This is a genomic window from Sphingomonas sp. P4_D12 (assembly GCF_056401895.1).
In genome coordinates, this window is record NZ_JBFUIL010000001.1 from 208795 (window position 1) to 233657 (window position 24863).

Genomic DNA, 24863 nt, shown 5'->3' on the forward strand with positions numbered 1-24863 from the left:
ACCTATTTCCGTTTACGATCCATCCGGTTTCGTCACAGGTGGCGCTGCCTTTGAGCGGACCAGCTTGATCGGTGGGCCACCTTCGACGAAGGTGAAGCTCGAATAATCGGGAGCGAACTCGGCGGTGACGCCCATGGCGGTCGACAGGAAACGCGTGCTGGACAGTGCGATCAGACGTTCGGGGGTGGGGCCGCCGGTATACGCAAACAGTCCCTCCGGCCGCGCTTCCAGAACGACCGAGAGCCCGGGCCCCTGGAAATACCCGGCAGCTTTGGAGAGCTCTGCGAGCGATAGCATTTTCTCCTCGGTCGCCGGCGCCGCAATATCCGTCCAGCCATAGTCGGTCGCGACGGCGCGAACGACTTCGTCCATCAGCCGCCGGCCCTGGCCTCCGTTGGTCAGCGCGACGATGCCTTCGCCCTTGCCGACATAGGCAATCATGAAGGATTGGAAGCCTTCGTTCACGCCGTCATGGCCAAATCGCGCGGCGCCGGTCGTGTATAGCGCGGTGCCGAGTCCCCAATTGTCTTTGACCGGCGTCAGCATCTCACGCGTCATGGCGGGCGAAAGGCGGTGACCCTTTTTGCCCGCGGCCGAGGCTTGAACGTCCATCAGCAATCGCGCGAGGTCGCTGGCGCTGGCCCACAATCCTGCCGGCCCCAGTTCGGGGTAGACGTGATAGTTGCCGGGAAGCGGTGTGCCATTGGCATGACCAAATGCCATGTCGGCGCGGATCGCTGCGGAAGGCGGCTGCGCATAGGCGCTGCGCGTCATGCCAAGCGGACGGAACAGCTCGCGGTCGGCCAGTTCGGCGAAAGGAATCCCGCTCACGTCGGAGAGGGCTAGCTGCGTCAGCACATAGCCGCCGCCGGAATATTGATATTGTCGCCCGGCCGGCAGCACGCTGCGCACCGGCGCGCTGTTGCTTGGCGGTGCGCCGTCCAAGATCTGTACGGGCGTCGGCAGCGGCGCGCCCGGTAAATAGCCGGCGAAACCATGAACCCCGAGTCCGGCTGTGTGACTCAGCAATTCACGAAGGGTGACGCCGCTGGGCGCCAGCTTCGGATCATCCGGCAATTGCCAGGAACGAAGCGCTTCGTTGATGTTTCGGTCCAACCTGATCTTGCCCTGCTCGACCAGCCGCAGAGCCACCATCGCCGTCGCGACCTTGCTGATCGATGCCGCCTGGAACGCGGTCTCCGGCGTGATCGGCGCGCAACTCGCAGTATCGCGAAAGCCCCAGCCGCGCGCCCAGGCGAGCTTGCCGTTATGGATCACCGCGACGCTGAGTCCGGGCACGTCATATTGGCGCATCCGCTCGGCAAGGCTGAACGGTTTGTCGCCCGGTGTGATGACCGGCGGCCGCAAGTTCGCTTCTACGTTGCGGGTATGGACGTTGCTCGGTCCGCCCGCGGCCTCGGCCGGAGCCGGGCATCGGTCCGGTTGCGCGGCCGCGGGACTCGCGAGCACCGCAACAACGATAACCGCGCCGAGCAATGTGAACCGGTGGTCTCTGCGCATTGTCTTTTCCCCTATCAGTGAGCGGCCACGTCCATCGCCGGGCGGCGAGACCCGGGTTCAATTCCCATGCTGAAGTGCAAAATTTCCAAAGCCAGACGAGCGACGTGCCCGGCGGAGCCTCGGCGAAAATGTGCGTCCGCCATCTGTAAAATCAGCAGGCGTTCGATCGCCAGCCCAACCGCCGAGGTCAATACAACATATGTAGATTTACGAGTCAATGGAGGTATTCGAGCCTTGTGGCACGCTCGGCGCACGACTGGTGCTCGGTGGCACGAGCGGAGGATAGGCCGCTCTCATTGGAGGCAGCAATGCGATCTGGGCCGGCATGGCCTTCCTCAAATACAGACCGCGAAGCCGTATAATATAGCCTTGACTATCATTTTATTATGACCTCCAATCCGCGAAAATAGCGGGAGGAGAGCCCATGAAGAGCGTGATCGAAAGAGGTCTGCTGGCGGGAACTGCGATGTTGTGGTCAATGGCGGCGGGCGCGCAAACCGCCCCGGCACCGCAGCCGGACCCCGCTCAGGCGCAGACGCCCCCGGCCGCAACCGCCGACAATTCCGGGCAACTGGGCGACATCATCATCACCGCGCAGCGCCGCGAACAGTCGCTGCAAACGGTGCCGATCAGCGTTGCCGCGTTCAGTGCCGCCAATATCAAGGCGCTCAGCGCCGAATCGATCGGCGATCTCGACAATTTCACGCCGGGTCTGACGATCAATGACTCGTCGGTGACGCAACCCAGCTTCACCATTCGCGGGGTCTCGACCGACGATTTCGGGATCGGGACCGACCCGTCGGTCGGCATTTTCATCGATGGCATCTATTCCGGCCGCTCGGGATCGTCGCTGATCTTCTTCAACGACATCAACCGGGTCGAGGTGCTGAAGGGGCCGCAGGGGACGCTGTTCGGCCGCAACACCTCCGCCGGCGCGATCTCGATCATCACCAACAAGCCGTCGCCCGAGCCGGAAATGACCGCCACGGCGCAGTTCGGCAATTATGCCAAGACCAAGCTCGACGTGATGGGCAATGTGCCGATTACCGACACTTTGTATCTGCGCGTCGACGGCGTGATCAATCGCCGCAACGGCTTTATGAAGGACGCGATTTCCCACGACGATCGCGAGCGGGAGAATAGCAGTTCAGGACGCATCGCGCTGCGCTGGGCACCGAGTGCCAATACCGATTTCGTCCTCGCTTATGATCACGACGATACCAACAAGGATGGTCCGGCGGCGGTCGGGATCAGCGCCTTTGCGCTGAGCACAGACCCGTTCGGCCCGTTCGCCAACGACGTGATCGGCAACAAGGAAACCCGCCTCCTCAATGGGGTCTCGTTGACCGCGACCCAGCGGATGGGTGCGTTCACCTTGACCAGCATCAGCTCGTTCAAGCATTTCGAAACGCACAATCGCGAGGATGAAGACGGGACCAACGATCCCACCCGCTATCTCGACACCGAGAATGCCGAACGCAATTCCAGCCTCTATCAGGAAGTTCGGCTGGGCTATGAAAGCGACCGGATCAGCGCGATCGCCGGGGTCAGCTATTATCACGAGCGCGGCCGCCAGCAGAGCATCGTGACGGCGCTGACCGATTCGGTGAACCGGCTGATCAGCGACGCGACCGCAGGCCAATTCCCGATCTTCTCGATCCTCGACAGCGTCGGTCTGCCGGTTTTCGGTAACACCTTTCAGGAGACGATGAGCAACCGAGCGGCCAACGACAGCTATGCGGTGTTCGGCGACGCGACCTTCAAGGTGACGCCGCGATTGAGCCTGACCGCCGGCATTCGCCATACGCATGACCTGAAGAAATTCAGCTGGTTCAACGGCCCGTTCTCCGCACCTGGGCTCGATGCGATCAAGGCGCCTGGCGCGCTCTACAACGCGATCCTCGGCGTGCCGGCCTTCCCCGATGACGGCCTGTTCAGCGTGTCCGATTTCTTCGGCGCGACGATCGGCCCGAACGGCCTGATCTTCGACGAAGGCGCGCTGGAAGGCGTGCAGTTCACGCGCCGGGCAGCCTTCAACGACGTCTCACCGCGCTTCGTCGTGCAATATGACGCGACCGCCGATGTCCACCTTTATGCTTCGGCCTCGCGCGGCTACAAGGCCGGCGGGTTCAACTCGGTCCAGGTCAATTCCTTCTTCGAGCCGGAAAAGGTCTGGAATTTCGAAGGCGGCATCAAGTCCGAACTGTTCGACCGCCACGTGCGGTTCAACCTCTCGGGCTATTATTTCAAATACAGCAACCGCCAGGCGCTCAGCCTGGAGAATACCGGGGGCGCGGTTCCGCAATATATCACGCTGTCGGGCGATTCCGAGGCGTACGGCCTCGATCTCGACACGCAATTCGTGGTTTCGCGCGATTTCTCGATCACCGGCACCGCCGGCCTGATCGAGTCCAAATGGGTGAAACGGGTCGAGCAGGGCATCGACATTTCGGGCCAGCCCACGGGCGAGCCGGTGTTCCGGGGCATCATCGGGCTGCACTACAAGCACGATACCGGCAATGGCACGATCTTCGGCGATGCCAGCTACAGCTATACCTCGCGTCAACGGCTCAACGATGCGGCGCGCGCGATCAACGCGTTCATCGCCACTCCTGTCGCGGCCGGCGGCGCAGGCGTGGATTTGTCGAAGATCGACAAGCTGTGGGCACCGCGCAACATCATCAACGCCAAGATCGGCTGGCGCTCTCCCGGCGAGCGTTATTCGATCGCGCTGTTCGCCGAGAACCTGCTCAACGAAAAATATCTGCGCACATTGAATACGATAACCGCGGACACGTTCCAGACGCCTTATGTCCGGCGGGACCAGCCCGGCTTTTACGGCATCGAGCTCGGACTCAAATTCTGATCGAACGGGAGAGGATGATGACCAAAGGAATTGCGCTCGCCGGCTGCGTCGCGATGCTTGCGCTGATGAGCGGCTGCGGACCGAAAGTCGACCAACAGGGCTTCACCGTCGATCCCGATTTCGAGAAGAACCTGCAACAGAAGTTGCTCGACGCCAAACCGGGCAGCGTGATCGACATCCCGCCCGGTAAATATGCGCTCAGCCGCAGCCTCAGCCTGACGGTGGACGGCGTCACGGTCCGCGGCGCTGGAATGGGCAAGACCATCCTGTCCTTCGCCAGACAGAGTTCGGGTGCCGAAGGCATGCTGGTCACCGGCAACGACTTCACGATCGAGGATCTGGCGTTCGAGGACACCAAGGGCGACGCGCTCAAGGTCAACGGCGTCAAGAACACCGTGATCCGTCGCGTTCGCGCCGAATGGACCGGCGGCGGCAAGACGTCGAACGGCGCCTATGGCCTCTATCCGGTGCAAGTCACCAACGTGCTGATCGAAGGCAGCGTGGTGAAGGGAGCATCCGACGCCGGCATCTATGTCGGGCAATCGAACAACATCATCGTCCGCGACAATCGTGCCGAAGGCAATGTCGCCGGAATCGAGATCGAGAATTCGAACAATGCCGACGTCTATGGCAACACCGCCACCGGCAATGCCGGGGGCATATTGGTGTTCAACATGCCCAATCTGCCCGTGCCGGGCAGCAAGACCCGCGTCTTCAAGAACCAGGTTGTCGCCAACAATCACGCCAATTTCGGTGCGAAGGGCAGCGCGGTCAGCTCGGTGCCGGCGGGATCTGGGGTGATCGTCAATTCCAACGACCAGGTCGAGATTTTCGATAACGATATCAAGGACAACAAGACCGCCAACGTCCTCATCTCGAGCTATTATTCGACCGGGTTCGATACCAAGCGCGGCATCGCGGCGGCGTATGATCCGTATCCGGAGAATATCTATGTCACCGGCAATCGTTTTTCGGGCGGGGGCGAAGATCCCGGCAACCCGACGCTCGTCCCGCTCAAGGCGGTGAATGGTGGGCGGCTGCCGGATATCTTGTGGGACGGGTTCACCAATCCGAAGATCAAGGATCCGGGCATCTGCGTCCAGAATGGCGCGGCGAAGACGCTCAACGCCGATGGCCCGTCCAAATTCGCCGGGGCGCGGATCGATACGGCGCGCAATTGCGCGCCGCCGACCCGTCTGCCCGCGATCGTGCTGCCCGACGCGATGACGAGGGACAGCGGCACCAAGTCATGATCGTTCGCCTGGTCGTCTCGTTCTGCGCGACGCTGCTGCTCGCGGCCTGCGGCCATGCGCCGCGGGTCGTGACCTTCCATGCCGACGACAATCCGGAAAAGCTGTCGGCCTGGGGTCTGTTCACCGTGGCCGATGGCCATATGGCCCCGCACGCGGGGATGGTGACCTACGAACTGCAGACGCCGCTGTTCAGCGATTATGCCCAGAAGTGGCGGACGATCTGGATGCCCAAGGGGGTGCACGCCGCCTATCGGCCGGATACCGCTTTCGACTTTCCGGTCGGGACGATCGTCACCAAGACCTTCTATTATACCGCCCCGGCGAGCGCGCCGGATCCGCAGACCAGCGACACGGTCGTCAAGATGACGCCGGCGACGTATCAGACTGGCGTCGCGGGCCTCGACCTCCGCCACGTCCGCCTGATCGAGACTCGATTGCTGGTCCGGCGCACGACCGGCTGGGTCGCGTTGCCGTATATCTGGGATAATGACGGCCGCGACGCTACGTTGGCGCGGACCGGTGCCGATATCGCGCTGACGCTCGATGAGGGCGGGAAGAAGGTGTCGTTCGACTATTCCGTGCCGAACCAGAATCAGTGCGCGGGTTGCCATGTCCAGGACTTCCGCACCCGCGCGGTCGAGCCGATCGGGCTGAAAGCGCGCCACCTCAACCGCGACTTTCCCGGTGAAGGTGGCGCGATCGACCAGCTGAAGCGGCTGGTCGCGATGGGCTATCTGACCGGCGTGCCCGCCGGCGCCGTGCCGCGCAATGCCAACTGGCAGGACCTCAAGATCGACCTGGTCGATCGTGCGCGTGCCTATCTCGATATCAATTGCAGCCATTGTCACAATCCGACCGGCGCGGCGCGCACCTCGGGGCTATGGCTCGACGCGGCGACGATCGACCCGCGCCTGCTCGGCATGTGCAAGCCGCCGGTCGCGGCCGGGCGCGGTACCGGAGACCGGCCGTTCGACGTCGTGCCCGGCCATCCCGAGCGCTCGATCCTGCCCTATCGCCTCGCCAGCACCGATCCCGGCGTGATGATGCCCGAGCTGGGCCGCGACCTCGAGCATCAGGAAGGCGTCACGTTGATCTACGACTATATCCTGAGCCTGAAAGGCGCATGCACCGAGGACGACGGAACCGGACAGGCCGCGCGATGAGCTGGTCCATCGCGCCACCGCCATCGATCAAGGCCTGACATGATCGTGCCTCCCAGCGATAGTCCACGCCCGCTCCCCAAACAGGAGCGCGCGCAGCAAACCTATGAACTGCTGCTCGACATGGCGGGGGAATTGCTCGCCGAGGTCGGAATCGAGCGCATATCGACCAATCTGATCTGCGCGCGCGCCGGCCTCACGCCCCCCGCCCTGTATCGCTACTTCAAGGACAAATATTCGGTGCTGGAGGCACTGGGGCTGCGATTGATGGAGCGCCAGAACACCGTGCTCGAGGCGTGGATCGCGCGCCACGCCGGCAAGGGGCTCGACGATCTGCAGGATAATATCGAGGAGTTGTTGCGGGAAAATGCGGCGATCACGCGCGCCGAACCGGGAGCGGTCTGGATCCTGCGTGCGCTCCACGGCTCACCCCGGCTTGCCCATGTCCGCATCGACTCGCACCGTTACGTCACCGGCAAGCTGGTCGAGGCCTATGCGCCGCACCTTCCGCACATGAGTCGCGACGATTTGTGGCTGTATATCCGCCTCACCGTCGAACTCGGCTTTGGCGCGGACGAAATGTTGTACGAAGAACCGGGCGTGCTGGCCGACGCCGTGTTCCGTACCGTCGCCAACATGATGCGCGGCGGCCTGGCGACCTGACCTTCGTCATTGACAATCGAACGGCGACATTGCTCAATATGGTCATGGGGTCGGCGATTTCCCCACGAGGCGGCATGCTGAAGTATCGCGTCCCGATTCTTTCGAAGGACGCGCCATGCCTGCCATCAATGCAATCACTCCCGACAAACTTGCGCGGCTGATCGGCACGCCGAACTGCCCGGCCATTATCGACGTCCGGACGGCCGACAACTTTGTCGCCGACCCGCGCCATCTGCCCGGCGCGCTGCGACGGGACCACGCCGCCGTCACCGACTGGGCGCGCGAATTCGCAGGGCGCGGCATCGTGGTCGCCGGCCAGCACGGACGGGAGCTCAGCGAGGGGGTCGCGGCATGGCTGCGGCACGAGGGAATCGCCGCCGAAATCCTCGACGGCGGCATAGCCGGCTGGGCAACCGCCGAGCTGCCGATGATCCCCGATGCGGTGTTGCCGAAGCGCGACGGCCAGGGCCGCACGCTCTGGGTGACACGGGCGCGCCCCAAGGTCGATCGCATCGCGTGCCCGTGGTTGATCCGCCGCTTCGTCGATCCGCAGGCTGTGTTCCTGTTCGTCAACCCGTCGGAAGTCGCCGGTGTCGCCGAGCGTTTCGGGGCGGCGCCGTTCGATATCGAGGGCGATGGCGTGACCTGGAGCCATGACGGCGAGCGCTGCACGTTCGACGTGATGGTCGAGCGGTTCGATCTGCAAAGCCTGCCTGGCCTCGCTCGACTGGCAGAGATCGTGCGCGGTGCCGATACCGGGCGTCCGGAGCTGGTGCCGCAGGCCGCCGGACTGCTGGCAATCTCGCTCGGCTTATCGCGCATGTATTCCGATGACCTGGCGCAGCTCGAGGCCGGAATGCTGGTCTATGATGCGCTGTTTCGCTGGTGCCGCGACGCCACGCACGAGACTCACGATTGGGTGTCGCACCAGTCCAAAGTCTCGCGCGGCAAGGCGCCGGCATGACCGCGGCCGCGCTCGGCGCCGCGGCGCCCGCGACCCGCCCGGCGCCGGTGTCGCTCGGCGAGTCCTTCTGGGTCTGGCTGCGCATCGCCGCCTTGTCCTTCGGCGGCCCCGCCGGACAAATCGCGATCATGCACCGCATCCTGGTCGAGGAGAAACGCTGGATCGGCGAGCACCGGTTCCTGCATGCGCTCAATTATTGCATGCTGCTGCCCGGCCCCGAAGCGCAGCAGCTCGCCACCTATATCGGCTGGCTGATGCACCGGACGAAGGGCGGGATCGTCGCCGGTGGCCTGTTCGTGCTGCCGGGCGTGGTGGCGATCATGGCGCTGAGCTGGATCTACGTGCTTTACGGCCATGTCGGGCTGGTCGCCGGATTGTTCTTCGGCCTCAAATGCGCGGTGCTCGCGGTCGTGCTGCAGGCGGTGGTACGGATCGGCAGCCGCGCGCTCAAGAACAATGCGATGCGAACGCTGGCAGGCAGTGCCTTCATCCTCATTTTCTTCCTCAACGTGCCGTTCCCGGTGATCGTGCTCGGCGCCGGACTGATCGGTTATGTTGGCGGCCGCGCCGGTATCGCCGCCTTCCTGGTCGGCGGCGGCCATGGCGGGAGCAAGGGAACAATCGTGCCCGACGCGGAGACGCTGCTCGGCGAGGAATTGCCGGCGCACGCAAATCCGACGCTCGGCCAGTCGTTGTGGCAAGCGTCGATCTGGCTGGTGCTGTGGCTGGCGCCGGTCGTCGCCTTGCTGCTGCTGTTCGGACCGGGCGACGTCTTCACCAAGATCGCGACATTCTTTTCGACGATGGCGGTCGTCACTTTCGGCGGCGCCTATGCGGTGCTCGCTTATGTCGCGCAGCAAGCGGTGGACGCCTATCATTGGCTGACGGCGAAGGAGATGCTCGACGGACTCGGCATGGCGGAGACGACGCCGGGCCCGCTGATCATGGTGCTCCAGTTTGTCGGTTTCATCGGCGCCTATCGGCATCCCGGGATGCTCCCGCCGCTGCTCGCCGGCACGCTCGGCGGTCTGCTCGCGACCTGGGTGACGTTCATCCCCTGCTTCCTGTGGATATTCCTCGGTGCGCCGTTCATCGAGCGACTGCGCGGCAACGTCGCGCTGTCGGGCGCACTCTCGGCGATTACCGCGGCGGTGGTCGGCGTCATCCTGAACCTGGCGATCTGGTTCGCGATCCACACGATCTTTCGCGCCACCGTGCCGGTTACCGCGGGACCGATCCATTTCGACGCGCCATTGGTCGCGAGCATCGATCCCTGGGCAGCGGCGCTTGCCGCGCTCGCGATCCTCGCGGTGTTCCGGTTCAAGATCGGCATCTTCACCACCCTCGGCGCGGCGTCCGCAATCGGCATCTCGCTGAACCTGGCGGGGATCGTCCGTTGATCGTTGATCGGGCCTCCTTTCGGCCTTTCGTATGTCGACGCCTTCATGGCGACGACGGACTGGTCTTCGGCCGATGCGCGCTTCGCCAAGGCTGCGTGAACGGTCCGGCATGAAAAGCATGGTCAGGCTCGCGGCAGTGATGGCAGCGTTGGCGATGTCGAGCGCTTGCCATGCGTCGCCCCGAACCGTGTCGGCGAATGATCCGTCGTCGCCCTTGCGGCTCGAGCGGACAGTGAAGCTGCCGGGCGTCGCCGGACGCATCGACCATCTCGCGATCGACCTGCCGCACATGCAGGTGTTCGTTGCGGAATATGCCAACGGCACGGTTGACGCCGTGGATCTGGAGAACGGCAGGGTCTTGGGCCGGATCACCGGCCTGCACGAGCCGCAGGGCGTTGCCGTCCTCAGCGATGGACAGCTTGTCGTCGCGTGTGGTGATGGATCGGTACATTTCTACAGCGCAGCCGATCGGCGCGAAATGGTCGTGCTGAACTTGGGCGACGATGCCGACAATGTCCGGGTCGATGCCCGCAATGGTCACGTCATCGTCGGTTACGGCGGCGGTGCGCTCGCGGTGATCGACCCTGCGACGCATCGCCTGCTGTCCACGCTCAAGCTCGCCGGACACCCCGAGGGGTTTCGGCTGGGCGGTGGGAAGGCGCTTATCAATATCCCTGATCGCGGATCGATCGTCGCCGCCGACATCGACGCCGGGACGGTGACCGCGACCTGGTCGACGGGAATGCGAAATCTGAACTTCCCGCTTGCTATCGCCCCGGACGGCGGCTGGTTCGCGCTCGCCTACCGCCTGCCGGCGGCGCTTCAGGTGCGGTCGATGGCAGGGGAGGTGGTGTCGACCCGACCGGGGTGTGGCGATGCGGACGATCTGTTCGTCGATGGCGACCGGTTCCTCCTCGTCTGCGGCGCGGGTCATGTCGATGTCTCGTCGACGACGCACGCCGATAGCCAGATCGTGCGCGTCGCGACCGCACCCGGCGCGCGTACCGGTCTGTTCGTGCCAGAACTTCGCTCGCTGATCGTCGCCATCCCCGCACGCGGCAGCACATCGGCCGCTTTGTGGGTGCTGAAGACGCACTGACCTCTTCGAATCGCGACGCTTCGTCGGGCCCGAATGAACCGCTATCGAGACTGGCCATATCCCCCCGGGGAGGATATGCCCGCGCGATGTCCCACGCCAACGATCCGAAACTTCTCAATCGGCTGCGGCGCGCGCACGGTCATTTGGCCACAATCATCGATATGGTCGAGACCGGCCGCGAGGGCCTCGACATCGCGCAACAGATGCAGGCAGTTATCAGCGCGATCGAGGCGGCAAAGAAGGTGCTGGTCATCGACCATATCGAGCATCATCTGGAAACCGCGACCGGACCGCTGACCGACGCCGGGCGAGCGGAATTGGCGCGTATCGCGACCCTGGCCAAATATCTGTGACCAGGCCGTTCGCGCTGGGCGACATACGCAGAGGCGGATTGCTGGCGATCGCCGCCGCTGCCTTGTTCGGCGCCTCCACTCCCGCCGCCAAGGCGGTGGTGTCAGGTATCGATCCCTTGATGCTCGCGGGCTTGCTGTATCTCGGCTCGGGAATCGGCCTCACCATCTTTCGCATCGCAAGCGGACAGACGGGCTGGATGTTCAAGCGGACCGACTTGCCTTGGCTGGCGGCGGCTGTGGTGTTCGGCGGCATGGTCGGGCCGGCGCTGCTGATGCTGGGGCTGACGACGGTGACCGGATCGGCGGCATCGTTGCTGTTGACGCTGGAGGGGGTGTTTACCGCGCTGATCGCCTGGGTCGTCTTTCGAGAGCCGTTCAACCTCCGTATCGGCCTCGGCATGATAGCGATCGTCGCCGGGGCGGCGTTGCTGTCGCTCGGTGGAGGATCGGGTCGGGCAATGGTCGGCGGCGCGCTCGCGATTGGTGCGGCCTGTCTCTGCTGGGCAATCGACAACAATTGCACGTCGCGGATTTCGCACGCCGATGCACCGGCGCTGGCGGCGGTGAAAGGCTTGATCGCCGGCATCGTGAACGTCAGCCTTGCCCTGATCGCCGGCGCTACCTTGCCATCCGCGGGTTCGATCGCGCTCTCCGGCCTGATCGGGCTATTCGGTTATGGGATCAGTCTGGTGCTGTTCGTACTGGCATTGCGCCAGGTCGGCGCGGCACGGACCGGCGCCTATTTCTCGACGGCGCCGTTCCTCGGCGCGGTGCTCAGCCTGCTCCTTTTGCGCGAAGCCTGGAGCTGGTCGCTTCTCGGCGCCGGACTGCTGATGGCGCTTGGCGTCTGGCTGCATCTGACGGAACAGCGCCCGGAAGAGGCTATCGGCTAGGTCAGCCAAAAATGCCTCATTGTGCTGAGGGGCGGATCCATGATGCGCCGGGCAGCGTCAGCCGAGGCGTTTGTATCAGGCGTTTTCTTCGCCCGGCCGCGCCCCGAACAGCATCGGGCCATATGTCGCAAGATACAGGACGAACGCGGTTGCCCACGCCACCGCCGCGGCGTCCCTGCCGATTGCATAGTCGATCAGACCAAGTCCGGCGGTAACGCGAAGAACCGCGCCCAGGGTCACCAGGCAGTAGAGGAGGATTGTTGGCTTGGTGGCGACAAGAGCGCGGCCCGTGTGGCCCAAAGTTGCCCTGGTCATGACGGCCAAAATCATTGTCGACATTGCGCCGGCAGTAAGGGCATGAATCGCCGCCGATCGCGGAATCGAAACGTCCAGAATGCTGACGCCGAGCAGCAACAGACCCACCGGCACCCAAAGATATCCGACGTGAAGGATGAGGACGAGCGGATCGCGCGCGGACCTGAGTCCGCCCCATCGCGAGAGCCTGAGCGTCTGCAACAGTCCCGCGCCGACCAGGAGCCAGCCGGCAGCCGGCGAGTCCGGAAGCGCCACCCACGCCAGAAGCGCGATGCCGCTCACGCCGAGGACGAGCATGTCAAAGCGCGTGGGTTGCGACGGCAGCCGCTCGGTCATCCCCTGTTTGGTCATCCAGTTGCGTGTGAAGGACGGGACGATCCGCCCGCCGACCAACGAGATCATCATGACGATGAGGGCGATCGCGGCGCGGGCGCCGATGTCGGGGTCGGACAGGAGCCCGAGCGCAGCTGCGTGATCGATCGAGTTGGCGACGCCGAGCAGGAGGACAACGCCGACGAGAGGGAGATTGCGGTTTTTCGCCGCAAGGACCTCACGGGCAGCGAACCCGGCGAGCACGAGATAGAATCCGATATCGAGCAACGCCGCGACAGCCGGGCCGGTAACGGCTGAGAACAGCACCGCCAGCCTCGCCGCTGCCCATAGCCCGGCAAGTCCGGCGAGCGGCAACCCGGCGATCGGCAGCCGGCCCGTCCAGTTCGGAATCGCGGTCAGCAGGAAACCTGCGACGACCGCACCGACGAAACCGAACAGCATCTCGTGCCGGTGCCAGGCGAGGGGCGGGAATGCCGTGGGAAGAGCCGGCACGCCCCACAGCACGAGAAGCCAAAGCGCCAGTGCCACGACCGCCCAGAGCGCGCCCAGGAAGAAGAACGGCCGGAAGCCACCGCGCAGGAATGGCGGCGACGCCGCCATCCGCGCGCGCCGAAGCGCAAGCATCCGCTCTCCCCGTGTCGTCGTCACCCCTTATTCCGAAGCGACGGCTGCCTCACGGCCGCCGCGCAAGAACAGGGCCTTCACCATGAAGATCGCGAAAGCGACCACCCCGACCGTGAAGACGAGGTCGCCGGGCACACGAGCCCAGACCAAGGCCTGCATGAGGGGGCTATGGATCACCTCGGCGCTTCGGGCGTAGGCATAATATTCGGTGTAGCTGAGGTAAGTCTGGTACAGGCCCTGCGGGAACAGCGACAGGAACACCATCATCGCAAGGCCGATGTTGAGGCACCAGAACGAGGTCTTGAGCAGCCGGTTGCTCCAGCGCGACGGATCGGACAGTCCGCGCATGCAGAACAGCATCAGGCCAATTCCGAGCATGCCGTAGACGCCGAACAAGGCAGCATGGGCGTGCGTGGCGGTCGTGTTCAGGCCCTGCATGTAATAGAGCGCGATCGGCGGATTGATGAAGAAGCCGAACATGCCGGCGCCGATCATATTCCACACCAACACGCTCGCGAAGAAGGCGAACGGCCAGTGATAGACGGTCTGCCATTCCTGCTGATGCTCGACCTTGGCACGATTATAGGCCTCGAACCCGACCACGACGAGCGGCACCACTTCGAGCGCGGAGAATACCGCGCCGAGCGCGATCACCGCAGTCGGCGTTCCGCTGAAATATAGGTGGTGGAAGGTGCCGAGCACGCCGCCGCCGAGAAAGATCACCGTTGCGAACAGCACGGAGGTTGCCGCCACCGACATACGGACCAGCCCCATCTTCACGAACAGCGCCGAGACGATCGCAGTCGCGAACACCTCGAAGATGCCCTCGACCCACAGATGGACGACCCACCAGCGCCAATATTCCATGATCGAGATGTGGGTGCGTTCGCCATAGAGCAGCCCTGCGCCGAACAAGAGGCCGATCGAGACGGTGGAGATGACGACAAGAAAGACGAGCGACGTGCCGCCTTTCTCTTTGAGCGCGGGCCAGACACCGCGCAGCACCAGCACGGTCCAGAGCAGCAGCCCGACGAAAAGATAGATCTGCCAGAAGCGGCCGAGATCGAGATACTCATAGCCCTGATGGCCAAACCAGAAATTGGTGGCGCCGGTGTCCATCTGGCGGTTGATTGCCGCCCATTCGCCGGCAAAAGACCCGATCACGATGACGAGCAAGCTGACGAACAGGAAGTTGACGCCAAATCGCTGGAATTTGGGCTCGCGGCCGCCAAGCAGTGGAGCGACGTAGAGGCCGGTGGCGAGCCAAGCCGTCGCGATCCATAATACTGCGAGCTGCGTGTGCCAGGTTCGGGTTAGCGCATAGGGGAAATATTCGGCCATCGGCAGGCCGTAGAGACCCTGACCCTCGACCGCGTAGTGCGCGGTGACAATGCCAAGCAGGACCTGTGTCAGGAGAAGCGCGGTGACGACGAAGAAATATTTGGCGGTCGCGCGCATCGACGGGGTGAGCGTAATCGTCGCCAGCGCGTCGGTTGTGGCGAAGCCTTCGAGCGGTTCGAGGTCGCGCCGCCAGACGTCGAACTCGCGGGCATAGTACCAGACCAACGCACCGATCGAGCCGAGCAGCACGAAGATCGACAGGAAGCTCCACAGGAAGATCGCCCCGGTCGGCGTGTTGCCGACAAGCGGCTCGTGCGGCCAATTGCTGGTGTAGCTGATAGTGTCGCCTGGACGTTCGGCGGCGGTTGCCCATGCCGTCCAGAAGATGAACCCGCTCAGCGCATGCGCTTCGTCCTTGGTGAGGATCGCGTGCTGCGGCATGGCATAAAGCTCGCGCAGATGCTGGTCGGCCGGCGTGCGGTTGGTGAACAGGTCCTCAAAATGCGCCGCGGTCGCCTTGATCGCGGCGGCGCGCTGATCGCTGACAGTGATCGCCGTGGTTTGCGGATCATAGCCATTGGTGCGCATTTCGCGCTTCAGGATCGCGCCGACGCGCGCCTGTTCGGGCTCCGGCATTGCGTTGAAATCGGTTCCTGCGATGCGCTCACGCAACGCGACGGCCTCGCGATGAAGCCAGTCGGCGCTCCAGTCGGGCGCGACGTAGCCGCCGTGGCCCCAGATCGAGCCCTGCTGCATTCCGCCGGTCGATTGCCATACGCTTTGCCCGCGCTGGACTTCCTCGCCGGAGTAGAGAATTTCCCCCGACGCCGAGCGGACCGCGCCGGGCATCGGCGGCTTCGAATGATAGATTTGCGCGCCGAAATAGAGCAGCGCTCCAAACATGATCGCCATGCCGACCGCGAGGATGATCCAGAGACGACGAAGCGAGAATTGTGAAGTGTAGTCGGCCATGGCGGCGTCCCCCTACTCGCGGGATTTGGACAGGCCACCCGTGACACCTTGGTGGGCGCTGGATATCGTCATCCGTCCGCGCCAACAGTTGATCGCGCGACCGGATCAAATGAGAATATTTCTTGCGCCGAGGGCCTACGCTCCAATCCGGCTACAAGCACTACGTAGTAGTACGTAACCGACGCTGCGAAGGCATTAGAGGCCGCCCGTTCGACGGTGCTTCGCAATCAGGCCAGCGAGGTCGATGCGTTGATGAAGCCAATGGAGCTTTCCGGCTGGACCGAACGGAGTGCTGCATCTTTTCGACAGCCCAATGCCCGTTTAACGGGTTCGTGCAACGGCCCAATAGCAGACGCTAGCTACCGCGCCCGGCCCACCCTCAGGCCAGTTCCACCGGCGTCACCTCGTAATCCGCAGCCTTCAGCGCCGCCACCAGCCGGTCGAGATGCGCACGATCCCGCGCTTCGCACTCGATGTCGGTGATCAGCCCCTTGGCGGGCAGGGTGGTGAACACGCGCTGGTGATAGACTTCGATGATGTTGACGCGCTGGTCGCTGAAGATGCGGACGACGTTGAACAGCGCGCCGGGCTGGTCCTGCAATCGGATGCGCAACCGCGCCAGCCGGCCTGACCGCGCGAGGTCGCGCAGCAGCACGTTGGCGAGCAGGCGCGTGTCGATATTGCCGCCGCACAGCACGACGCCGACGGTCCTGCCCTTGAACCGCTCGGGATGTTCGAGCAGCGCCGCGAGCCCCGCCGCGCCGGCACCCTCGACCACCGATTTCTCGATTTGCAGCAACAGGCTGACCGCCTGTTCGAGGCTGCGTTCGCCGACCAGGACGATTTCGTCGACCAGTTCGCGGACCATCGCCGAGGTGATTCCGCCCGGTTCCTTGACCGCGATGCCCTCGGCCAACGTGTCGCCCGCGCACGGATATTGGGTGCCGTTGATGCGGTTGTACATCGACGGATAGAGCTCGGCTTCGACCCCGACCACTTCGATCGGATGGTCCGCCGCGGCGGCGACCACCGCCATGCCGCTGATCAGCCCGCCGCCGCCGATCGGAGTCAAGAAGGTGTCGATCGCCGGCACGTCCTCGAGCATCTCGACCGCGACCGTGCCCTGGCCGGCGATGACGCGCGCATCGTCGAACGGGTGGACGAAGGTGAAGCCGCATTCCTGCTCGAGCTGGCGGGCATGGGCATAGGCCGCGTCGAACGTGTCGCCCTGAAGCACGACCTTGGCACCATGGCCTTCAGTCTGCGTCACCTTCACGATCGGCGTGTTGGTCGGCATCACGATCGTCGCCGGAATGCCCAGGCGGTGCGCGTGATAGGCCAGGCCCTGGGCATGATTGCCCGCCGACGCCGCGATCACGCCCTTGGCGCGCGCAGCGTCGTCGAGCTGAAGCAAGGTATTGAGCGCGCCGCGCTCCTTATACGCCGCGGTGAATTGGAGGTTCTCGAACTTGAGATAGACGGTCGCGCCAGTCAGTTCGCTCAGCGTCTTGCTGATGAAGGTGGGCGTGCGGACGATCGAATCGCGAATGCGCGCATGCGCGGCGCGGACGTCTTCGATCGTGACGGGGATGACGGCGGTCGTTTCGGCGAGAGTCATGCCGGCTCGCCTAGACGATCTAGCGCGGCGGGGGAACACGGCTTATGCCCGCCGCAGCGCAGCGTTTTGAGCGCAAGAAACGGGAGTTGGCCGCGAATGATCCGTAAGCTGGTGGGGGCGGCCGTCGCGCTGTCGATGATCGCCACGCCCGCATTGGCCGACGGGCTGATCGACAATGTCAACGGCATCACGATGGACGCCGATGGCCGGGTGATCCACTTCAGCGGCGTGTTGATCGGCAACGACGGCAAGGTGAAGAAGCTGATTCAGTCGGGCGACAAACGCCCCGACAAGCTCGACTGGCTGTCGAACCAGAAGGGGCGGACCCTGCTCCCCGGGTTCATCGACGCGCATGGCCATGTCATCGACCTCGGCTTCCGCGCGCTCGAACTCGATCTGTCGGACACCAAGACGCTCGACGAGGCCAAGGCCAAGATCGCCGCTTACGCCCAGGCCAATCCCGAGAAGAAATGGATCTTGGGTGGTGGCTGGAACCAGGAGAAATGGGGCCTGGGCCGGTTCCCGACCGCGGCCGATCTCGACACGGCGGTCGGCGATCGCCCGGTCTGGCTTGAGCGCGCCGACGGCCATGCCAGCTGGGCCAATAGCGCGGCGATCAGGGAAGCGGGCGTTACGGCCAAAACCGCGAGCCCGGCAGGCGGCCGGATCGAGAAGATCGGTGTCCAGCCCGCTGGCGTGTTCGTCGATGCCGCGCAGCAATTGATCGAAAAGGTCGTGCCGCAGCCGTTGCCCAAGGAGCGCGACCTCGCGCTGGCGAAAGCGCAGGAGATCCTGCTTGCCTTCGGCATCACCGCGACGTCGGACATGGGCACGTCGATGGACGACTGGCTGGCGATGCGCCGCTCCGGCGACCGCGGCGCGCTGCGCGTGCGGATCATGAGCTATGGCCTCGGCGTCGATACCGCGGTCCGGATTGGCGGCAACGGCCCGACGCCGTGGCTGTATAACGATCGCCTGCGCATGGCCGGGGTCAAGCTGTTCGCGGATGGCGCGCTCGGTTCGCGCGGCGCCTGGCTGCTCAAACCCTATAGCGACGCGCCGGGCCAGTCGGGCGCGGGGTTCATGACCGACGACGTGCTGCAGAATTATATGAGCCGCGCGTCGATGGACGGATTCCAGGTCGCGGTGCACGCGATCGGCGACCGTGCCAACCGCCAGGTGCTCGACGCGATCGAGGCGATGTCGAACACCTATAAGGGCGACCGCCGCTGGCGGATCGAACATGCCCAGATCGTCGACCCCGCCGATCTGCCGCGCTTTGCCAGCCTGAAGGTGATCGCCTCGATGCAGCCGACCCACGCGACGTCCGATCGGGCGATGGCGGAGGCGCGGCTTGGTCCGGACCGGCTGGTCGGCGCTTATGCGTGGGCGACGATGCTGAAAAACGGCGTTCCGCTCGCGTTCGGGTCGGATTATCCGGTCGAGAGCCCCGATCCCTGGGCAGGCTGGGCGGCGGCGTTCACGCGCCAGGACGCCAATGGCGAGCCGTTCGGCGGCTGGCGGCCCGAGGAAAAGGTGACGCGCGAACAGGCGTGGTGGGCCTTTACCCAGGGGGGCTCATATGCCGGGTTCGCCGAGGAGAAATTCGGCCGCCTCGCGCCCGGCCAACTCGCCGACTTCATCATTGTCGATCGCGATCCGATGCTGGCGAGCCCTAGCGACCTGCGCCAGACCAAGGTCGAGGAAACCTGGATCGGCGGCGCCAAGATCTATGTCCGCAAGACGGGCTGACGCCAGTTGATGGTTAGAGCGTGATGACGTGAGTTTGCCSCGTCGTGATTGCCCGGGCGTGTTCGCTGGCAAGGACCGCGACGCAGACCAGCGGGCGCGCCCGGGCAACCGCAAAGCGGCGGGCGCCTTTTGGCGCAGGGCAGCGTCTCTCGTCGGTCACGATGCATTCTGCATCGCTCCCTCCTCGTTCCTCGCCCTGCGCCAAAATCCGCTCCGTCACGACGGGGCAAACTCACGCCATCACGCTCTAAGACCGGATCGCTGCTGGCCGGGGTCGGCCGGCCGTGATAAGAGACTATATCAGCGGCAGTTTCCCTTGAGCGCCGCTGACTGAGAGACCGATCGTGCTCCCGCTTGCAGGCTGGAGAACCATCATCGTCTCTCACCAGGCACTCGCTATTGTCTTCATCGTGATTGCCGTCCCGATCCTGGTGACGATGCTGGTGATATTGCTTCGCGCGGCGAGCGAGCGCCGGCGCCTGTTGCGCGGCTTCGACGATCGGCTTCGCGTGCGACTGCCGTCGAGCGCGCGCCGTCCGGCCAGAAACCGCGAGCAATAGAGTCAGGCCAGATCCCAGCGATCGGCGACGTGCATGATCGCCGCCTGGACGACATCGTCATCGTCGGGCGAGCAGCAGACAGTAACGTCCCAATTGCAGCATTGCGCGGTCGCGGCTTGAGCTGGGACCGGCTCATCAAACGCGATACGACCGGTGACGTCGGCGCTGAGCAGCACGGATAGTGCCCAGTCCAGTTCGCCCTTCAATTCGGCGGCCGACTTGAACTCGCGTTCGATCGTCTGTCCCTCCGCTGAAATGGCATTCGGTCCTATCGGCCGGTGTGCGATGGCAGCCGCGGATCGGGCGGATTGTCGCCTCGATCGCGGCTCCGCATCGGCGTCAATCGACCAGCGCGTCGACCGGTCGGTTCTGGGCGCGGGCGCGTTCGACCCGTTCCTGGCGTTCGGCCATGGCTTCCCATGCCGCCGCAGCCCGCAGGCAGCGATCGCGGACATTGTCCAGCTTCGCCGCATCGGCCTCCGCTTGCGCGACGGCCGCATTTTCACGAAAAGTATTTTGCGCCAAGGCGGTTCTCCGGCTTGGGGAAAGCGGCGGCGCGGGATCGCGCCGCCGTATCAACTTGGCGTCAGTCGACGTTCTGCAGGTTGCAGGCGGCCATCTTGCCATTCTTCGATGCTTCCAGTTCGTACGACACGCGCTGGTTCTGCTCCAGCGTCGCCATGCCGGCGCGCTCGACCGCGCTGATGTGAACGAACGAATCTTCGCCGCCAGCGTCAGGGGAGATGAAGCCAAATCCCTTGGTGGCATTGAAAAACTTGACGGTGCCAGTGATGGCCATGAATATTTCCTTCGATTTCCGTCTTCTGAATGAAGACTTACCGCTTAAGGGGCAGGGAAAGAAGGATTGGTGCCGCAGCGCCGAAAACCGTCGATATGCGACTCTAGCGAGTGCGACCTAGCGTATTCGGGCCGAATTTGAAAGGGTGAGCCCGGGACCGTCCGCGGCGGTTCGGCTTTTCGATCCCGCGCGGTGCGTTTTCGGACGGTGAACTTTGCTCGGACGCGGTCCGTCCTTGCCGACAAGAAGAGGGCCGCGGTGCCTTCCGGCGCCGCGACCCTCATCCCCCTTTTAACCTTTGATTTTTTTGGCTCAGGCGACCTGCGCCGCTTCGACCTCGTCGGTCTCGCGCAGCACATAGCCGCGGCCCCACACGGTCTCGATGTAATTCTCGCCGTCGGTCGCCAGGCTGAGCTTCTTGCGCAGCTTGCAGATGAAGACGTCGATGATCTTGAGCTCGGGCTCGTCCATTCCGCCATAGAGATGGTTGAGGAACATTTCCTTGGTAAGCGTCGTGCCCTTGCGGAGCGACAACAGCTCGAGCATCGCATATTCCTTGCCGGTCAGGTGGACACGGGCACCATCGACCTCAACGGTCTTGGCATCCAGGTTCACCGCCAGCTTGCCGGTCTTGATCACCGACTGCGAATGGCCCTTCGAGCGGCGGACGACGGCATGGATGCGCGCGGTCAGCTCTTCGCGATGGAATGGCTTGGTGACGTAATCGTCGGCGCCGAAACCAAACGAGCGGACCTTCGAGTCCATCTCGCTGATACCCGACAGAATGAGCACCGGGGTCTGGACCCGCGCGGTGCGCAGCTTCTTCAGCACGTCATAGCCGTGCATGTCCGGCAGGTTCAGGTCGAGCAGGATGATATCGTAATCATACAGCTTGCCGAGGTCCAAACCTTCTTCGCCAAGGTCGGTCGTATAGACGTTGAACCCTTCGGTCGTCAGCATGAGCTCGATGGCCTTGGCCGTCGTCGGCTCGTCCTCGATCAGCAACACGCGCATCAGCGAAACCCCCTGTCACTTGCGGCAAGCTGCCCCCGTTGGCCGCCCACACTCGACATATTCCATTAACCTAAGCACATCTGAAGGACAAAGGTTAATTCTTCGCTAACCGGCCTGACTCCGCGAGTCGCGGGGTGTCAAAGTGATTCGCAAGCCGATTAATGTCGCGTTTGCGACGCGCATAATTCCTTAAACCGGGCGGCAAGGAACTCAATCAGGAGTTCTACGCGAGCGGGCCGTAACGCACTCGGCGGCGTGACGAGGTGAAGCGCGATCGACGGACCTTTCCAGTCGGTGAGAATTGCTTCCAGCCGTCCTGCCGCAATTTCCTCGTCGACGATGAAATCGGGCAGGCGCGCGATTCCCAGCCCCGCATGGAGCAACGGGAGATTGGCGTCGCCGTTGTCGCTGGTGAAGCGTCCGTTGGGCCGCACCGCGACTTCCTCGCCCGACGGGCCGCGAAAGGTCCAGGTCGTGCTGGGGACGTTGGCATAAGCGAAGATGTCGTGCTCGCCGAGTTCGAGCGGATGTTTGGGCCGTCCGCGCCGGTCGAGATAGAGCGGGGAGGCGACGATGCGCGTTTCGACCGGCGCCAGCCGCCGCGCGCGCAAGGAGCTGTCGGGCAGATCGGCGATGCGCAGCGCGATATCGAACCCTTCGGCGACGATGTCGACCTTCGCGTCGGACAGCCTCAGATCGATATGGACGCCGGGATGCTCGACCATGAAATCGGCGACGACGGGCGCGACATGGCGGATGCCGAACGTCAGCGGCGCGGCGACGCGGATCAGGCCGACCGGCGCCGCGGCGGCATCGTGCGCGCTCTCCTCGGCGGCCTGACCCTCGGCCAGGATGCGCTGGGCATGCTCGCTGAGACTCTCGCCGCTCTGCGTCAGCGTCAGCCGGCGCGAGGTGCGGTGGAACAGCGACGTGCCGAGCGACTGTTCGAGCCGGGTGATCGCCTTGGATATGGTTGCCTTGGACACGCCCAGCGCGTCGGCTGCGCCGCTGAACGAGCGGTGTTCGGCCACCGTCGCGAAGATCGCCCAGGCCTCGAAATCGGGTAGCTTCATCAATCCTCCCGTGAACCAAGGCGACTTATAATAGGAAACGATCGGTTTCAATCGTTTCCATTTACGCGATGCCGGTGATGCCTATCTTGGCGGCAACGAATGGAGGTTCTCATGACCGACACCAATATTGTCACCCGTATCGAGCGCCGCGCTTTCGACAGTCTGGGCCATGCCGATCACGGTTGGCTCAATGCCCGGCATCATTTCAGTTTCGCCGATTATTACGACCCCAAGCGCATGAGCTGGGGGACCATCCGCGTGTGGAACGACGACGAGATCGGCCCGAATTCGGGCTTTCCGCCGCATCCGCACCGCGACATGGAAATCATCACTTATGTCCGCAAGGGCGCGATCACGCACCAGGATTCGATGGGTAATGTCGGCCGCACCGCTGCGGGCGACGTCCAGGTGATGAGCGCCGGCACCGGCGTCCGCCACGCAGAATATAATCTCGAGCCTGAATCGACCACGCTGTTCCAGATCTGGATCGAGCCCAAGCGGCTCGGCGGCTCGCCGTCCTGGGGCGCCAAGCCGTTCCCCAAGGACGATCGCTCGGGCAAGTTCGTGACGCTCGCCAGCGGGTTCGCCGAGGATGATGGCGCCTTGCCGATCCGCGCCGATGCCCGAGTGATGGGCGCCACCGTCAAGGCCGGCGAGTGCGTCAGTCACACGGTGGGCGAGGGGCGCCACGCTTATCTCGTCCCCGCCACCGGCGCGGTCGAGATCGACGGCGAGCGCTATGAGGCGCGCGATGGCATCGCGATTTCCGGCGGCCAGACCGTCGAGATCAAGGCGCTCGACGACGCCGAGCTCGTCCTGGTCGACGCCGACTAAGACTGCACTCTGTTCCCCCCGAGCCGGCGCGGCGTTCCTCCCAACGCGCCGGCCCAGCCCCCTCCCTGACCCCCGGGGAGGGGGCCTCCCATCAAGCAACTGAAGGAGTCCCCCAATGACCAAGGTCCTTGTTCTCTATTATTCGTCCTACGGCCATATGGAGCAGATGGCCGACGCCATCGCCGAAGGCGCGCGCGGCGCCGGTGCCGAGGTCGACATCCGCCGCGTCCCCGAAACCGCGCCGGCCGAAGTCGCCAAGGCCGCCGGGTTCAAGCCGGACATCTCGCATCCGGTGATCGAGGGTATCGACAAGCTCGCCGAATATGACGCGATCATCGTGGGCTCGCCGACCCGCTTCGGCCGCATGTCGAGCCAGATGGCCTCGTTCCTCGACCAGGCCGGCGGCTTGTGGATGCGCGGCGCCTTGAACGGCAAAGTCGGCGCGGCGTTCACCTCGACCGCGACCCAGCATGGCGGCCAGGAAGTGACCCTGTTCTCGATCATCACCAACCTGCTGCATTTCGGGTTGACGATCGTCGGGCTCGATTATGGTTTTGCCGGCCAGATGGGCGTCAAGGAAGTCCATGGCAATTCGCCTTACGGCGCCAGCACGATCGCCGATGGCGACGGCAGCCGTCAGCCGAGCCAGGTCGATCTCGACGGCGCCCGTTACCAGGGCCGCCGCGTCGCCGAAGTCGCGGCGAAGCTTGCCGCCTGACCCATGGGCCGGTCGCACGATCGGCTTCATGGTCTAGCCCCCTCGCGCCGCCTCCCTTATGGTCCGTCCGGCCATAGAGGAGGCGGACGATGTTGAGGCTAGCTATTGCCGCGATTGCCGTCGTGACGAGCATACCGGCAGTCGCTGCGGAGGTGTCCGCCACCGGCGCCAATGTTCGCAGCGTCACCTATCCCCAAGGCACGTACCGCCAGACCGGCGCGCGCGCTTGGGCCGAATTCGACAAAGCGGGCAAGCAGACCAACGCCTTTGTCGAGGATGCGCGCGACGAATGGTCGGTCTTCCTGTTCGACCCCGCGCGCAACGTCCGCGTCCAGATCGACCTCTACCGCAAGAAGATCCGCTACACCGAAAATGGCGGATCCTATGCGGATCTCTATGATGTGACCGGATCGGCGGCGGCTGCCGGCGCCGCGGCCGCCACGCCACCCGCGCGGACATCGCCGCCGCTCGCATCGTCCAATGGCTTCTGGAACAACAGCCCTGTCCGCTATGGCGTCGGCGCTGCCGGTGGCAACCTCGCCGGGGTACTGCGCGGCGTGGATGGCGGCGCGATCAGCGGGCAGGGCGATGCCAACCTCCGCTGCCCGGAGGCGGCACGCGCGGTCAACGGCACCTGGACCGGCCAATGGCACCAGGGGCAGGGTGGCTTTCCCGGCCTCTGTCTGGTGCGGTTCGAGCATTGAGGCGCGAGGATTAGGTTGAGAACCMAAATAARYC

At 64.2% G+C, this 24863-nt stretch carries 23 protein-coding genes; 14 read left to right on the forward strand and 9 right to left on the reverse strand.

Annotated elements, in window-relative coordinates; genetic code table 11:
* Positions 1 to 12: 12 nt before the first annotated feature.
* Positions 13 to 1521: a serine hydrolase domain-containing protein gene (locus AC1DSD_RS01015; protein ID WP_478027757.1), complete on the reverse strand. Its 1509-nt coding sequence runs from the start codon at positions 1519 to 1521 to the stop codon at positions 13 to 15.
* 424 nt (positions 1522 to 1945) lie between these two features.
* Between AC1DSD_RS01015 and AC1DSD_RS01020 the strand changes: the two genes are divergently transcribed.
* From AC1DSD_RS01020 to AC1DSD_RS01060, 9 genes are all read left to right on the forward strand, one after another.
* Positions 1946 to 4387 (forward strand): TonB-dependent receptor, encoded by a 2442-nt coding sequence (locus tag AC1DSD_RS01020; RefSeq protein WP_478027758.1) that lies wholly within the window; start codon positions 1946 to 1948, stop codon positions 4385 to 4387.
* A 17-nt stretch (positions 4388 to 4404) separates the two neighbouring features.
* Positions 4405 to 5640 carry a parallel beta-helix domain-containing protein gene (locus AC1DSD_RS01025; protein WP_478027759.1) on the forward strand — a complete coding sequence of 412 codons (1236 nt, stop codon included), beginning with the start codon at positions 4405 to 4407 and terminating at the stop codon, positions 5638 to 5640.
* Entirely contained in the window at positions 5637 to 6803 is a 1167-nt protein-coding gene (locus AC1DSD_RS01030; protein ID WP_478027760.1) for an SO2930 family diheme c-type cytochrome, read from the forward strand. The genes AC1DSD_RS01025 and AC1DSD_RS01030 overlap by 4 nt, the downstream gene beginning before the upstream one ends.
* Positions 6804 to 6842: 39 nt before the next feature.
* Positions 6843 to 7463, forward strand: coding sequence for a TetR/AcrR family transcriptional regulator (locus AC1DSD_RS01035; RefSeq protein WP_478027761.1), 621 nt, complete (start codon positions 6843 to 6845; stop codon positions 7461 to 7463).
* Between the two features lie 115 nt (positions 7464 to 7578).
* Positions 7579 to 8427 carry a chromate resistance protein ChrB domain-containing protein gene (locus AC1DSD_RS01040; protein ID WP_478027762.1) on the forward strand — a complete coding sequence of 283 codons (849 nt, stop codon included), beginning with the start codon at positions 7579 to 7581 and terminating at the stop codon, positions 8425 to 8427.
* Positions 8424 to 9827, forward strand: coding sequence for a chromate efflux transporter (gene chrA, locus AC1DSD_RS01045; RefSeq protein ID WP_478027763.1), 1404 nt, complete (start codon positions 8424 to 8426; stop codon positions 9825 to 9827). The genes AC1DSD_RS01040 and chrA overlap by 4 nt, the downstream gene beginning before the upstream one ends.
* 109 nt (positions 9828 to 9936) lie before the next feature.
* Positions 9937 to 10926 carry a YncE family protein gene (locus AC1DSD_RS01050; RefSeq protein WP_478027764.1) on the forward strand — a complete coding sequence of 330 codons (990 nt, stop codon included), beginning with the start codon at positions 9937 to 9939 and terminating at the stop codon, positions 10924 to 10926.
* Between the two features lie 86 nt (positions 10927 to 11012).
* Positions 11013 to 11279, forward strand: coding sequence for a metal-sensing transcriptional repressor (locus AC1DSD_RS01055; RefSeq protein WP_478027765.1), 267 nt, complete (start codon positions 11013 to 11015; stop codon positions 11277 to 11279).
* Entirely contained in the window at positions 11276 to 12172 is an 897-nt protein-coding gene (locus AC1DSD_RS01060) for a DMT family transporter (protein ID WP_478027766.1), read from the forward strand. Before AC1DSD_RS01055 ends, AC1DSD_RS01060 begins: the two co-directional genes overlap by 4 nt.
* A 75-nt stretch (positions 12173 to 12247) precedes the next feature.
* On the opposite strand, the gene AC1DSD_RS01065 is transcribed toward AC1DSD_RS01060, so the two are convergent.
* The 3 genes from AC1DSD_RS01065 to AC1DSD_RS01075 form a co-directional block, all read right to left on the reverse strand.
* The gene (locus tag AC1DSD_RS01065; protein WP_478027767.1) at positions 12248 to 13420 is read right to left on the reverse strand and encodes an NnrS family protein; all 1173 of its coding nucleotides are present in this window, start codon (positions 13418 to 13420) and stop codon (positions 12248 to 12250) included.
* Between the two features lie 51 nt (positions 13421 to 13471).
* Positions 13472 to 15757, reverse strand: a complete 2286-nt coding sequence (locus tag AC1DSD_RS01070; protein WP_478027768.1) for a nitric-oxide reductase large subunit — start codon at positions 15755 to 15757, stop codon at positions 13472 to 13474.
* Positions 15758 to 16136: 379 nt separating this feature from the next.
* Positions 16137 to 17375: a threonine ammonia-lyase gene (locus AC1DSD_RS01075; protein ID WP_478027769.1), complete on the reverse strand. Its 1239-nt coding sequence runs from the start codon at positions 17373 to 17375 to the stop codon at positions 16137 to 16139.
* Between the two features lie 96 nt (positions 17376 to 17471).
* Between AC1DSD_RS01075 and AC1DSD_RS01080 the strand changes: the two genes are divergently transcribed.
* On the forward strand, positions 17472 to 19127 hold the full coding sequence (locus tag AC1DSD_RS01080) for an amidohydrolase (RefSeq protein ID WP_478027770.1): 1656 nt from the start codon (positions 17472 to 17474) through the stop codon (positions 19125 to 19127).
* A gap of 344 nt (positions 19128 to 19471) precedes the next feature.
* Positions 19472 to 19687 carry a hypothetical protein gene (locus AC1DSD_RS01085; RefSeq protein WP_478027771.1) on the forward strand — a complete coding sequence of 72 codons (216 nt, stop codon included), beginning with the start codon at positions 19472 to 19474 and terminating at the stop codon, positions 19685 to 19687.
* A 2-nt stretch (positions 19688 to 19689) separates the two neighbouring features.
* On the opposite strand, the gene AC1DSD_RS01090 is transcribed toward AC1DSD_RS01085, so the two are convergent.
* The 5 genes from AC1DSD_RS01090 to AC1DSD_RS01110 all read right to left on the reverse strand — a co-directional run bounded on the left by AC1DSD_RS01090 (position 19690) and on the right by AC1DSD_RS01110 (position 22573).
* Positions 19690 to 19893 carry a hypothetical protein gene (locus AC1DSD_RS01090; RefSeq protein ID WP_478027772.1) on the reverse strand — a complete coding sequence of 68 codons (204 nt, stop codon included), beginning with the start codon at positions 19891 to 19893 and terminating at the stop codon, positions 19690 to 19692.
* A 133-nt stretch (positions 19894 to 20026) separates the two neighbouring features.
* On the reverse strand, positions 20027 to 20212 hold the full coding sequence (locus AC1DSD_RS01095; RefSeq protein WP_478027773.1) for a hypothetical protein: 186 nt from the start codon (positions 20210 to 20212) through the stop codon (positions 20027 to 20029).
* Between the two features lie 61 nt (positions 20213 to 20273).
* The gene (locus AC1DSD_RS01100) at positions 20274 to 20486 is read right to left on the reverse strand and encodes a cold-shock protein (protein ID WP_478027774.1); all 213 of its coding nucleotides are present in this window, start codon (positions 20484 to 20486) and stop codon (positions 20274 to 20276) included.
* Positions 20487 to 20798: 312 nt separating this feature from the next.
* Positions 20799 to 21500: a response regulator transcription factor CtrA gene (ctrA, locus tag AC1DSD_RS01105; RefSeq protein ID WP_478027775.1), complete on the reverse strand. Its 702-nt coding sequence runs from the start codon at positions 21498 to 21500 to the stop codon at positions 20799 to 20801.
* Between the two features lie 158 nt (positions 21501 to 21658).
* Complete coding sequence (locus tag AC1DSD_RS01110; protein ID WP_478027776.1) at positions 21659 to 22573, reverse strand: LysR family transcriptional regulator; 915 nt, start codon at positions 22571 to 22573, stop codon at positions 21659 to 21661.
* A gap of 111 nt (positions 22574 to 22684) precedes the next feature.
* On the opposite strand from AC1DSD_RS01110, the gene AC1DSD_RS01115 reads away from it, so the two are divergent.
* From AC1DSD_RS01115 to AC1DSD_RS01125, 3 genes are all read left to right on the forward strand, one after another.
* On the forward strand, positions 22685 to 23407 hold the full coding sequence (locus AC1DSD_RS01115) for a pirin family protein (RefSeq protein WP_478027777.1): 723 nt from the start codon (positions 22685 to 22687) through the stop codon (positions 23405 to 23407).
* Between the two features lie 115 nt (positions 23408 to 23522).
* A complete protein-coding gene (wrbA, locus tag AC1DSD_RS01120) occupies positions 23523 to 24125 on the forward strand; it encodes an NAD(P)H:quinone oxidoreductase (RefSeq protein ID WP_478027778.1) in 603 nt (200 codons plus the stop codon).
* Positions 24126 to 24214: 89 nt separating this feature from the next.
* Positions 24215 to 24829 carry a hypothetical protein gene (locus AC1DSD_RS01125; RefSeq protein WP_478027780.1) on the forward strand — a complete coding sequence of 205 codons (615 nt, stop codon included), beginning with the start codon at positions 24215 to 24217 and terminating at the stop codon, positions 24827 to 24829.
* Positions 24830 to 24863: the final 34 nt, after the last annotated feature.